Annotated in this window: 13 protein-coding genes; 12 read left to right on the top strand and 1 reads right to left on the bottom strand. The window is 60.9% G+C overall.

Translation table 11 applies throughout. The annotated features are described in order from the left end of the window. Window positions 1–77: 77 nt before the first annotated feature. Window positions 78–488: an IS66-like element accessory protein TnpA gene (gene tnpA / locus BMW90_RS15855; RefSeq protein ID WP_074837424.1), complete on the bottom strand. Its 411-nt coding sequence runs from the start codon at window positions 486–488 to the stop codon at window positions 78–80. A 301-nt stretch (window positions 489–789) separates the two neighbouring features. Here tnpA and BMW90_RS15845 point away from each other — a divergent pair, with 301 nt between their 5' ends. The 12 genes from BMW90_RS15845 (at window position 790) to BMW90_RS15785 (ending at window position 10999) form a co-directional block, all read left to right on the top strand. Continuing rightward, the gene (locus tag BMW90_RS15845) at window positions 790–3342 is read left to right on the top strand and encodes an NAD-dependent epimerase/dehydratase family protein (RefSeq protein WP_074837423.1); all 2553 of its coding nucleotides are present in this window, start codon (window positions 790–792) and stop codon (window positions 3340–3342) included. A gap of 88 nt (window positions 3343–3430) precedes the next feature. Further along, a complete protein-coding gene (gene cueR, locus BMW90_RS15840; protein WP_074837422.1) occupies window positions 3431–3859 on the top strand; it encodes a Cu(I)-responsive transcriptional regulator in 429 nt (142 codons plus the stop codon). A gap of 498 nt (window positions 3860–4357) precedes the next feature. Beyond that, the gene (locus BMW90_RS15830) at window positions 4358–5809 is read left to right on the top strand and encodes a multicopper oxidase family protein (RefSeq protein WP_074837421.1); all 1452 of its coding nucleotides are present in this window, start codon (window positions 4358–4360) and stop codon (window positions 5807–5809) included. A gap of 20 nt (window positions 5810–5829) precedes the next feature. Beyond that, the gene (locus BMW90_RS15825; RefSeq protein ID WP_244526532.1) at window positions 5830–6762 is read left to right on the top strand and encodes a WD40/YVTN/BNR-like repeat-containing protein; all 933 of its coding nucleotides are present in this window, start codon (window positions 5830–5832) and stop codon (window positions 6760–6762) included. Between the two features lie 11 nt (window positions 6763–6773). Beyond that, window positions 6774–7271: a DUF411 domain-containing protein gene (locus BMW90_RS15820; RefSeq protein ID WP_139211410.1), complete on the top strand. Its 498-nt coding sequence runs from the start codon at window positions 6774–6776 to the stop codon at window positions 7269–7271. A gap of 4 nt (window positions 7272–7275) precedes the next feature. Continuing rightward, the gene (locus BMW90_RS27210; RefSeq protein ID WP_275937325.1) at window positions 7276–7404 is read left to right on the top strand and encodes a hypothetical protein; all 129 of its coding nucleotides are present in this window, start codon (window positions 7276–7278) and stop codon (window positions 7402–7404) included. Further along, the gene (locus BMW90_RS15815; RefSeq protein ID WP_048535529.1) at window positions 7401–7886 is read left to right on the top strand and encodes a c-type cytochrome; all 486 of its coding nucleotides are present in this window, start codon (window positions 7401–7403) and stop codon (window positions 7884–7886) included. The genes BMW90_RS27210 and BMW90_RS15815 overlap by 4 nt, the downstream gene beginning before the upstream one ends. Next, window positions 7883–8455, top strand: a complete 573-nt coding sequence (locus BMW90_RS15810; RefSeq protein ID WP_048535528.1) for a DsbE family thiol:disulfide interchange protein — start codon at window positions 7883–7885, stop codon at window positions 8453–8455. Before BMW90_RS15815 ends, BMW90_RS15810 begins: the two co-directional genes overlap by 4 nt. Further along, on the top strand, window positions 8452–8976 hold the full coding sequence (locus BMW90_RS15805) for a TlpA family protein disulfide reductase (protein ID WP_074837419.1): 525 nt from the start codon (window positions 8452–8454) through the stop codon (window positions 8974–8976). The genes BMW90_RS15810 and BMW90_RS15805 overlap by 4 nt, the downstream gene beginning before the upstream one ends. Window positions 8977–9287: 311 nt before the next feature. Beyond that, window positions 9288–9560, top strand: coding sequence for a hypothetical protein (locus BMW90_RS15795; RefSeq protein ID WP_074837417.1), 273 nt, complete (start codon window positions 9288–9290; stop codon window positions 9558–9560). A gap of 52 nt (window positions 9561–9612) precedes the next feature. Next, window positions 9613–10368 carry a DsbA family protein gene (locus tag BMW90_RS15790; protein ID WP_074837416.1) on the top strand — a complete coding sequence of 252 codons (756 nt, stop codon included), beginning with the start codon at window positions 9613–9615 and terminating at the stop codon, window positions 10366–10368. Further along, entirely contained in the window at window positions 10358–10999 is a 642-nt protein-coding gene (locus BMW90_RS15785; protein WP_074837415.1) for an SCO family protein, read from the top strand. Before BMW90_RS15790 ends, BMW90_RS15785 begins: the two co-directional genes overlap by 11 nt. The last annotated feature ends 16 nt before the right edge of the window (window positions 11000–11015 follow it).

The following is an 11015-nucleotide window of genomic DNA, read 5'->3' as shown; positions in this document are numbered from 1 at the left end:
CGCCAAGGTGTTCATGCCGCGCCGCATGTCCGTCACACCGCCCGCAATCCAGACCTTCACGCCCGCCGGAAACGCGATCATGCGCGCTCCACCAGCTGGATAAGCCGGACCAACGCCTCTGGGTCCAGCGCGGCCGGCACGACAAGCCGACGGCCATTTGGTAGCGCAATTTCGACTTGGGCATCTCGCACAGGCTCAGAGGGATCAACCGGACCCGGCCGCGAGACTGGGCGGTCATGCGTCACGCTGACCGGCGAAAAGGCTGTAGAATGGGATACGCCAAGTTCGCCGTTCCGGTATTGACGGCGCCAGATCGTCAGAAGCGAGCGGCAAACGCCATGCCGCCGTGCCGTGGCAGCACATTGCCGATGGCCGACAAAGCTCTCCTCGACAATCCGGAGCTTGTCCTCGTCCGACCAGTGCCGGCGGCGGGCACCGTCAGTGACGGCAAGAACTTCGATCTGCGGGTGGTTATTGAAGTCGGACATAACGTCGGACTTATCATCGGATCGTAGCCGCGATCAGACGGCCGCCGCCGGAGGCTTACTTTCAATCGCAACCGCGGCCTCCAACCTTCCAGCGCTGGAAATTGAAACCAAATGCGGATGACTTAGTTGAACGCTTAGCAATTGAGAGAAGGAAGAAGATCATGATGGATGGTGGAATGATGGGCGGCGGTATGATGATTGGAATGGGACTTGTCTGGCTCCTTGTCATCGTGGTGCTGATTCTCGCAGTTATTGCGCTGGTGAAATACCTGCGTACGTAGCGGAAGGCCGGAGCGTCGCCATGGCAGATGAAAGCAAGCCGGTCGTTATAGTTACCGGGTCGAGCGGGTATCTCGGGGCCGCGGTGGTGCGACGGCTGCACGGGTCCTACCGCGTCGTCGGACTTGACCGGTATTCGCCGCCCCATCCGCCGCATCAGGCCGAGTGCGTCTGTTTCGACATCACCGATCAGGCAAGTGTCGATACCGCGCTTGATCGTGTGCGGCTGGCTTACGGCGACAGGATTTCCGCCTGCATTCACCTTGCGGGCTATTTCGATCTCAGCGGCGAGGATGATCCGGCGTATGATGCCGTTACAGTCGAAGGCTCGAAACGGCTGCTGAAGGGTCTTCAGGGGTTTGAGCTTGAACAGTTCGTCTTCGCTTCCACCATGCTTGCCCATGCGCCGACCGAGCCGGGGGAGCCGATAGACGAGGATCATCCTCTCGATCCTAGGTTTCCTTACCGCGCATCGAAGGTGCGCACGGAGAAGGTACTGCGCGAGGTAAGGGGCGACGAGAAACTCGTGCTGATGCGCCCCGCCGGTATCTACGATGACAACGGGCAGTCGACTTTTCTGACCCACCAGATCGCCCGCATTCACGAACGACGATTCAGCGGCAAGGTTTATCCTGGCGATCTGTCGCGCGGGCAGGCGTTCCTGCATCTCGACGATTTTCTAGACGCGGTGGAACGTATCGTTGATCGGCGCGTCAAGCTGCCGGACGTTTTTCCGGTGCTACTGGGCGAGGCCGACCCGATACCCTTCGGCGAGTTGCAGCGCCTGATCGGGCGCGAGCTGCATGGCGAGGACTGGATCACCTGGAACGTGCCGTCCCAACTGGCCAAGCTCGGCGCCTGGACGGAAAACAAGGTATTTGGGGAGGATGCCTTCATCAGGGCATGGATGGTCGATATTTCCAGCGATCACTACGAGCTAGACCTTTCGGCGGCGAAAAAGCACTTGGACTGGACGCCTGAACACAGTCTGCGCGACGACATGCCGGGCATCCTTCAGCGCCTGAAGGACGATCCCTACGAATGGTACGAAGCGAACGGGCTGAACGCCGCACGGGTCTCGGCGGCCAAGGTCGAAAACGCCGTGGCGGAAGAGGCTGCAGAGCATGCACCGACGGAGGCCGAGGCGAACGCGGATCGGCGCGAGCATGATCAACACATGCGGCAGATGCATTTTTCTATGCTCTGGGTGCATTGGCTGGTCATGGCGCTCGGCCTGTGGTTGGCCACCGCGCCATCGGTTTTCGGCACCTTCGATCAGACCGAATTCAGCGCGGCGGTCCAGCGCGTGACGGAGGATCGCGGGCTGTGGTCCGCCGCTACACGCAGTTGGCTGACCGCGTGGAACAATGTCTTCACCGGACTTGCCATCATGGTCTTTGCCGCCCTGTCGCTGCGCCATGGTAACGGCTGGGCGCAATGGGTGAATGCCGCGCTCGGCGTCTGGCTGCTGGCCGCGCCGCTGGTGTTCTGGACGCCGGACGCGGCCGTCTATGCCAACGACACGCTGATCGGCGCGCTGGTGGTCGCGCTGACAATCCTGATCCCGATGATGCCGGGCATGTCGCGCGAGGGGATGATGGACGATACCGATATCCCGCCCGGCTGGACCTACTGCCCCTCCACCTATGTCCAGCGCCTGCCGATCATCGCGCTCGGTGTCGTGGGCTTCATCCTGTCGCGCATCCTGTCGGCCTACCAGCTCGGCCATGTAGACGGCGTGTGGGAGCCGTTCTTTTCATCGCCGGTCGCGCTGAATGGCACCGAATACATCATCACCTCCGATGTCTCGAAAGCCTGGCCCATTGCCGACGGCGGCCTTGGCGCAATGAGTTATATGTTTGAGATCATGATGGGCGTGATGGGCAGCCGCCTGCGCTGGCGCACGATGCCCTGGATGGTCGCACTTTTCGGCATCGTTGTCGGGCCGCTTGGCGTGATCAGCATCTATTTCATCATCATTCAGCCGATTGCCATCGGCACCTATTGCACGATCTGCCTGATGGCGGCGCTGGCCATGCTGATCATGATCCCGTTCTCGCTCGATGAAATCGTCGCGATGGTGCAGTTCATGGTCTGGAATACGCGCCGGGGCAGACCGTTCTGGCGCGCGTTCTTCAGGGGCGATGCTCTGCCCGGTGGCACAACGGGGGGCGAAATGAGCTTCGACGCGCGACCGATGCAGATCTTTCGACAAAGCGCACGCGGCGTCACCGTACCATGGACACTCGGGCTGAGTGCTGCGATCGGGGTCTTCCTGATGTTGTCGCGCGCGATCTTTGGCAATGAAGCGGCCATGGCGAACAGCGATCACCTGCTGGGCGCACTGGTCCTGACCACTGCGGTCATCGCCTGGGCCGAGGTCGCGCGCCCGTTGCGGTTCCTTAACATCCTCTTCGGCCTCTGGCTCATTGTCGCGCCTTGGTTCCTGGGCGGAGGCACGGTGGCAGGCAGCCTTGTCGGTATCCTCGCCGGGATCGCTCTCATCGCGCTCAGCCTGTCGCGTGGGAAGCGCAGCGAGGAACACTATGGGAGTTGGGACAGGTTCATTTTTTGAAGGGGCGTCACAAAAAGATTGCCAAGCGTCCTTGACCTTCCAGTAGGTGGAAGGACTATCTGGTGTTTCAAGGAGAGGGTTGCCAGCTATGAACATTGGAAATGTTTCGGAACAGAGCGGTTTGCCCGCAAAAACAATCCGGTATTACGAGGATATCGGACTCGTGCAACCGTCGCGGCGTGAAAACGGGTACCGCGATTTTGCTGTTCAGGATCTGCACAAGCTGGCGTTTCTCGGCCGGGCGCGGTCGTTGGGTTTCGGCATCGAGGAATGTCGCACGCTGTTGTCATTGTACGAGGACCGCGAGCGGTCCAGCGCCGACGTCAAGGCGATCGCCCAAAGTCACCTCGCGCGGGTGGATCAAAAAATCGAGGAGTTGCAGGCGCTTAGCGCGACGCTTCGTGATCTCGTTGTTCGGTGTCATGGCGATGATCGTCCCGACTGCCCGATAATGGATGATCTGACGCCTTCCGACCTCGCGGGGACGCGAAAACATCCCGCTGGAACAACCCTCTGAACACTGGTAAATTAGCCGCATGCACTTTGTCGCCCGCCTCATCATGATAGCCGTCCTTGCCGCCTTCGCGGCAAGCTCGGTTGTGCATGCGGCCGGTTCGGCCAGAATGGCATCTGAAATGATCGCAGCCGGAGCTGAAATGCCAGGTGCCGACTGTGAGGCGTGCGATGGTTCGGCGGGACCCTCAGGCATCGCTTGCGATTTCGTGTGCAACTCGGCGACCGCCGTCGCGCTGGTGGGAGCCTCGGCGGAATTTGGTCTAATTGCAGTTTCGAGCGCCCATGGACTGCCGATCGCGCGGGATTTTCGCGGTCTGATCAGCCCACCTGCCAAACAGCCTCCAAGATTCCTTCTCTGAACTGACACGCGCCGCGGCTTCGCAGCCGCAGTGTCATGCCGTGACGCCGGAGCCATGCTGCTTCGCGCTGCGGGTATTTCCAACCGCAGTTGCCGCTTTGGCTCCAGCGGAGGACTTAATGATCAGAGAGGCCCAGTCCGATGTCTTTCAAATACAAACCTACCTTCACGCGCCGCGCCTTTGTTGCGTCGTCGCTCGCGGGTGTGATGTCCACCACCCTGCCTTTTCCGAGGATGGCAGAAGCCGCCACCCGGAAATTCTCGCTCCGGGCCGCACAGGGAAGAACAAGGATTGTTCCCGAGCCACATTCCGACACCGCGGCCTGGTGCTACAACGGTAAGGTCCCGGGCCCGGAGATCCGCATTCGACAAGGTGATCGCCTTCAGGTCGAGGTTATGAATGACCTTGCGGAGGAAACCACTGTGCATTGGCATGGCATCCGGCTTCCCAACGCAATGGACGGGGTGCCGCACTTGACACAGGGACCGATCGCCCCGGGCGACAGGTTCGTCTACGAATTCGATGCACTCGATGCCGGCACCTTCTGGTATCACCCACATCAGCGCAGCTTCGAGCAGGTCGGGCGCGGTCTCTACGGCCCGCTTATCATCGATGAGGCCAATCCACCTCGGGTCGACCGCGATGTTACTTGGGTCCTGGACGACTGGCGTCTGGCCGAGGACGCATCGATTTCGGATGATTTCGGCAATGCCCATGACGTGAGCCACGCTGGCCGCCTCGGGAACACTGTGACGATCAACGGTCGTGTGCCGGAAACATTCGAGGTGGCATCGGGGGAACGGATCCGCCTCCGCCTGATCAACGCGGCGAATGCCCGGATCTTCGCTCTCGATTTCGGGGACCATGCACCGCGCATCATCGCGCTCGACGGGCAACCCGTCACGCCGCATGAGCCGCGGGACGGTGTTGTCGTACTTGGGCCTGCAATGCGCGTCGATGTGATCCTGGATTGCTCCGGCAAGCCAGGCGAAAGAGCCCAGCTTGTAGACCGTGCGTACCGCGGGAACGATTTTCGGGTCCTCGAATTCTCCTATGCCGACACCGCCCTGCGTGAGGTCACACCCGACTGGCCGATCGCATTGCCCACCAACCCAATTCCGGAACCTAACCTGAGATCCGCGCAGCGTCATGAGGTGACATTCACCGGCGGCATGATGGGCATGATGGTGGAACGCGAAATGGGCCTCGAGCCGCGTGGCGGCATGATGGGCGGCGGAATGATGGGCATGATGCATGACGGACGCGGCATCTGGTTCGTCAACGGAAAAGCCGCCGAGGGGCATGTGCTCGACCCGTTCCTGACGCTTAAACGCGACGCAAGTCACATTCTGGAAATGACCAACGCGACCGCTTTTGATCACCCGATTCATCTGCACGGCCACTCATTCCGCGTAATCAGCCGAAACGGTGCGCCGACGCCGCATCGGGAATGGCGGGACACGGTGCTCATGGCGCCCCGCGAACGGGTCGAGATCGCCTTCGTCGCCGACAACCTCGGCGACTGGATGTTCCACTGCCACATTCTCGAACACCAGGCTGCGGGAATGATGGGCGTGATCCGCGTCGCATGAGCTCCGGAGGAGGACAAGATATGACAAACAGTACCTTGAATTTTGAGCCGGACAGACGCCACTTCCTGGCACTGGGTATGGGTGCAGCCGCAGGGCTCGTGCTGCCCGGCGCGGTACGCGCGGGCGACGGGGCGGCCGATATCCGAACGCTCGCTTTCGACGGCGACACGCTGCTGGCCGCCGACGCGACACTGATGATCAGCCCTGACGGCGGTCGCAACTGGGAAGAGAGGCCAACACCCGCTCCGGTCGCCTCGCTCGCCACGCATCCTGCGCGCCCCGGACGCATTCTTGCCGGACTGGCGCGGGGGAGGGTGGCCATGTCCGGCGACGGCGGAGCGACATGGACTACCCGAAGCGACGGGCTTGCCTCCGGCGAGGTCACCGCGCTGGCTGTGGCCGCCGGAAACCCCGACATGATCTATGCGGCGATCCGCGGCGACGGCCTTTGGAAGAGCGAGGATGCAGGCGCAACCTGGGCCCTGGCGATGGACCGGCCCTGGCTTGACGCGGCCGAGCGTGACCCTCTGACGCTGGCGTCGGTCGATCTCGAAACCGGGATGGGCGGCATATGGATCTATGCAGGAACCGAGAAAGGCCTGACCCGCGTGCCGGACTGTTTCTGCCGCTGGCAGGATGTCCAGCCCGGAGATGCGATGGACGCTCTGGCGGCGGGCGACGCACCGCCTGCCGAGGCATCACTGCCGACGGACGAGCCGGTCCTGTCGCTGGCCAGCGCCCTTACGGCACCGTCTAAGCTTTACGCGGCACTGCCGTCGGGGGTCTGGGCGTCGCAGGACGGCGGCGTGGTCTGGACGCACAAGGCAGAAGGGCAGGGGAGGGCCATCGCGCTTCACCCAAGGGACGAAAATCACGTGGCCGCCATACTCGACGGCGCTCTGAAACTCAGCCGCGATGGCGGCGCAACCTGGATCGCGCTCGCGATCGCATGATGGAGAACCCGATGAACAGAAGAATTTTCCTGGCTTCGCTTGCTGCACTTGGCGTCGGCGGAACCTTCACTTTCACGACGCTGACTTCGGCACAAAGCACCGATGATGCGACCGGTCACGCAAGTACCGATGTGTCAGACGGAACGAAGCAGATCACGATCTGGCGCGATCCGGGCTGCGGTTGCTGCGACACCTACGCCGATTATCTGGAAGAGAACGGCTATCAGGTGACACGCATCGACGATCGGGATTTTGATAAGCGCTCAATCGAAGTCGGCGTTCCCGAGCAGGGGCTCGGCTGTCATCTGGCCGAGATCGAAGGCTATTATGTCAGTGGATTGGTACCCTCGGAGATCCTGGAAAGGCTGGTCACGGAGAAGCCCGACATCACCGGCATTACTTTGCCGGGCATGCCTTCGAACGCGCCAGGCATGGCACGAGTAAAGACCGGTACGCTCAAGACCTATGCGTTCGGCGAGGGCGGGATCGCCGTTTACTCCGATGAGTAACTGCATGGACATGATGACGGGCCCGATGATGGGGGTGATGATGTTCGGCGGAGGGCTATTGCTCCTGCTCGTCGCCGTGGTTCTGCTGCTCAGCGTCGTCGCACTCGTGAAATACCTCAGGAGTTCGACATGAGACGGACCGCAACAATCGGTGCCGCCATCGTCGCACTATCTGCGATCGGTTTTGCCGTCCTCGCGCAGTCGGAAAGCGACGAGGATTTGGTGGAAGGGCTGACCTTCCTAGGGGAGCCCGTGACCGCTGCGGATATCGAAGCAGGGCAGACGCTCTATGCGGAGAATTGCGCATCCTGTCACGGTGCAAACCTCGAAGGCCAGCCGGACTGGCGGCGGCGTCTGGACAACGGGCGCATGCCCGCGCCGCCACATGACGAAACCGGCCATACCTGGCACCACTCGGACCGGAACCTGTTCGTCGTCACCAAGGGTGGCGTCGGCGCCGTCGTGCCCTCCTACGAAAGCGACATGCCGGCGTTCGAGGGCATCCTGACCGACGATGAGATTGCCGATGTGCTTTCCTACATCAAGAGCACCTGGCCGGACCGTCAGCGCCAATTCCAGGCGGAAGTCACCGCAAACGACAGGGGTGCCCCATGAGTGCGACCGAAGAACCACGCCGCCGGAAAGGTCGGATTTTGGCTCTGGTGCCGGTCGCGATCTTCGCCCTTGTCGGCGGAGCCTTCTATTGGGGCCTCTTCAACAACGATGATCGTCTGCCATCGACCCTTATCGGCAAGGCAGTCCCCGAGTTCGACTTGCCGCCGATAGAAGGACGAGCCGATGGCCTGTCGACCGCCGACCTGAAAGGGCAGGTGTCCATCGTCAACGTATGGGCGTCCTGGTGCGTGCCGTGCCGGGTCGAGATGCCCTTGCTGAACGAGCTCGCCGCGCGGGACGAAGTTGCGATTTTCGGCATTAACTACAAGGACCGCCCCGAGGAAGCCTTGGGCTTTCTCTCCGAGCTTGGTGACCCCTATACCCGGATCGGTGCGGACCGGAACGGGCGCGTGTCCATAGACTGGGGCGTCTACGGCTTGCCGGAGACCTTCGTGATCGATGCCGAGGGGCGGATTGCTTACAAGCATATCGGCCCCTTCAACCGCCGCTCCCTGGAGGAAGACATCCTTCCCGTTGTGCGGCGCCTTCAGGAAGGAGCGGGATCATGAAACGACGCGAATTGTTGGCTGGCATGGCAGCGATCGGCGTCGCGGGGCCGGTTCAAGCCAGACCATTGATGCCGCTTCACGAAAAGCCGCGAGAGATGTTGTCGCCGCCCTTCGTGGACGGGGCGGGGCGCGATCTGACGTTGGCGGATTTCCGGGGCAGAGTGGTCCTACTGAACATCTGGGCGACCTGGTGTGTTCCCTGCCGTGAAGAAATGCCAACGCTCGACGCTTTGCAGGAAAAGCTGGGCGGTGACGATTTTCATGTCCTGCCACTGTCAATCGACCGCGCCGGTATGAGGGTCGTTCGAAGCTTCTACGAAGAAATCGGCATCCGCCATCTCGACATGTATCTCGCCGACAGCACACGAGCGATGCTTGCCTTCGGCGCTCTGGGCCTTCCCACCACGATCCTGATCGACCGCGACGGTTTCGAGCGCGGACGACTTGTGGGGCCGGCCGAATGGGACAGCCATGAAGTCATGGCCCAGATCCAGACCATCATCAACGAAAGGAGTGAATAGCCAATGTCCGAAACATCACCTTACACCGAAACGCCGGAGGCACGTCCGTGGCGGCCGCAATTGGGACGGCGAAGTCTGATTCTTGCGTCAATGGCGATCATTGGCGCCGGGCTTTACTTGAATTGGGGCTGGGTGACGGCCATCGGAGCCGCGCCGCTGATCCTGGCCGTGGCACCCTGCGCCGTGATGTGCGGGCTTGGCGTCTGCGTGATGTGCAAATCCAACTCATGCGAAAAAGTAACTCGGCCGCAGAGCCGAGCTTGTCGAGGGACTGAACCCGAAAAGCTCTAGAAAACCTGAAGGAGAAACTGATGACACTTTTCAAGAACCTGAGCATGGCGACTGCCGTGTCCACACTTTTGGCCACCGGCGTGGTTGCCCAGGACAACACCGGTTTGTCCGGCCAGATGATGGACGGTGAGAGCGGCATGGCCGGCAACATAATGAACGCCGACATGGACGGCATGATGCCCATGATGAAGATGATGCAGAAAATGGGCCCGATGATGGAGGCCTGCACAGAGATGATGGAGGCAATGAACAACTCCGAGAATGGAGCCGCCACTTCGACCGACAAGGGCTGAACAGTTATCGCCGGAGGCTGATGCCCCCGGCGATAAGGCGCGGAAAATCGAGATGACATTCAAAACTACCCTTCACATGCTTGCAGTTTTGCTTTGGGCGCTGATTTCTGCGCCCGCGACTTCGCTAGCCCAGCAATCGACGCCGCTCGAGCAGGTTGAGCAAGAGGCCATCAAAGCCTTGATCCTGCAAACCATCCGCGAGAACCCGGAAGTTCTGGTGGATACGCTCCTGGCCTTTCAGGAAGAGGCTGGCGCGGCAGCTCAGGCCCAACAACGTGCTGCGATCCAGCGCGTTGGTGAACTGCCGCGGACGGACGCGAACACCGGCGTGATGGGCAATCCTGATGGCGACATCGTGCTTGTCGAATTCTTTGACTACAACTGCCCCTATTGCCGACGCGCGGCCCCGGTCCTTTTCGAATTGATCGAGGAGAACCCGGATTTGCGCATCATCATGAGGGAGTGGCCCATTCTCGGGCTAGACTCCAAACTGGCGGCTCGGGCGTCGCTGGCGGCAATAAAACAGAACAAGTTTGAAGCGTTTCACGAGGCTCTGATGGCGCAGCCTCGCGCCAATACCGTCTTCATAAGGCGGGCTGCTGAACAGGCGGGTCTGGATTACGACCAGTTGCAGGTGGACATGGCCGCGCCCGAAATCGACGCCCATATCGAAACGTCTCGAAACCTTGCGGGGCAGCTCGGGATATCCGGCACGCCGACGTTTCTGATCGGCGAGACGCTCGTTCCTGGATTGTTGGAGAAGGCCGATCTTCAGGCTTTGATTTCGGAGGCCGAAGATGTCGATTGAACCCAGTGAAACCTCTCCCAAGGCGCGGCTCTTGAGAACCATATTGTGGGGCACTGTAATTTTGGTCATCGCCGGGGTGGCGATATCTTGGGCCTTGGACATGTATCTCGGCAACGGATCGAAGACCGTCCGCTATTCGGGCGAGGCGGATATTCGATCCGAATTTTCACTCACGGATCATACCGGACAAGAGGTGACCCAAGCCGATTACACCTATCGCTGGCAACTTGTATTCTTCGGATTTACGAATTGTCCTGACATCTGCCCCACCACTCTGGCCTACATGGCCAGCGTCGTGGATCTGCTCGGCGAAGATGCGGACCAGGTGGCGCCGATCTTCATCACGGTCGATCCGGAACGCGACACAGTGCCGGTAATGGCTGAATATGTATCAGTCTTTCATCCGAGCCTGATCGGCCTGACCGGGACTGAAGCGCAGGTTGCCGAGGCCTCCAGGAATTTCCGCACATGGTACGAGCGGACCGAGGACGATAGCGCGCCGGACGGTTATTTCATGGCGCATGCCGGACACATCTACCTCATGCAGCCCAGTGGCGAATTTGAGGCGGTCTATCAGGAAGGCGGCCAACCGCCGGAGGCGCTGGCGCAGGAAATCCGCAAAAAGCTATGAGTGAAGGAACTTACCA

The sequence above is a fragment of the Marinovum algicola genome, from assembly GCF_900109145.1.
In the GTDB taxonomy this organism is placed as follows: domain Bacteria; phylum Pseudomonadota; class Alphaproteobacteria; order Rhodobacterales; family Rhodobacteraceae; genus Marinovum; species Marinovum algicola.
This window is presented reverse-complemented; position numbering and strand designations above follow the sequence as displayed.

What these genes read in the sequence shown, in the direction of transcription:
- tnpA (WP_074837424.1), bottom strand. Translation starts at nt 488, where the DNA reads ATGTCCGACTTCAATAACCACCCGCAGATCGAAGTTCTTGCCGTCACT.
- BMW90_RS15845 (WP_074837423.1), top strand. Translation starts at nt 790, where the DNA reads ATGGCAGATGAAAGCAAGCCGGTCGTTATAGTTACCGGGTCGAGCGGG.
- cueR (WP_074837422.1), top strand. Translation starts at nt 3,431, where the DNA reads ATGAACATTGGAAATGTTTCGGAACAGAGCGGTTTGCCCGCAAAAACA.
- BMW90_RS15830 (WP_074837421.1), top strand. Translation starts at nt 4,358, where the DNA reads ATGTCTTTCAAATACAAACCTACCTTCACGCGCCGCGCCTTTGTTGCG.
- BMW90_RS15825 (WP_244526532.1), top strand. Translation starts at nt 5,830, where the DNA reads ATGACAAACAGTACCTTGAATTTTGAGCCGGACAGACGCCACTTCCTG.
- BMW90_RS15820 (WP_139211410.1), top strand. Translation starts at nt 6,774, where the DNA reads ATGAACAGAAGAATTTTCCTGGCTTCGCTTGCTGCACTTGGCGTCGGC.
- BMW90_RS27210 (WP_275937325.1), top strand. Translation starts at nt 7,276, where the DNA reads ATGGACATGATGACGGGCCCGATGATGGGGGTGATGATGTTCGGCGGA.
- BMW90_RS15815 (WP_048535529.1), top strand. Translation starts at nt 7,401, where the DNA reads ATGAGACGGACCGCAACAATCGGTGCCGCCATCGTCGCACTATCTGCG.
- BMW90_RS15810 (WP_048535528.1), top strand. Translation starts at nt 7,883, where the DNA reads ATGAGTGCGACCGAAGAACCACGCCGCCGGAAAGGTCGGATTTTGGCT.
- BMW90_RS15805 (WP_074837419.1), top strand. Translation starts at nt 8,452, where the DNA reads ATGAAACGACGCGAATTGTTGGCTGGCATGGCAGCGATCGGCGTCGCG.
- BMW90_RS15795 (WP_074837417.1), top strand. Translation starts at nt 9,288, where the DNA reads ATGACACTTTTCAAGAACCTGAGCATGGCGACTGCCGTGTCCACACTT.
- BMW90_RS15790 (WP_074837416.1), top strand. Translation starts at nt 9,613, where the DNA reads ATGACATTCAAAACTACCCTTCACATGCTTGCAGTTTTGCTTTGGGCG.
- BMW90_RS15785 (WP_074837415.1), top strand. Translation starts at nt 10,358, where the DNA reads ATGTCGATTGAACCCAGTGAAACCTCTCCCAAGGCGCGGCTCTTGAGA.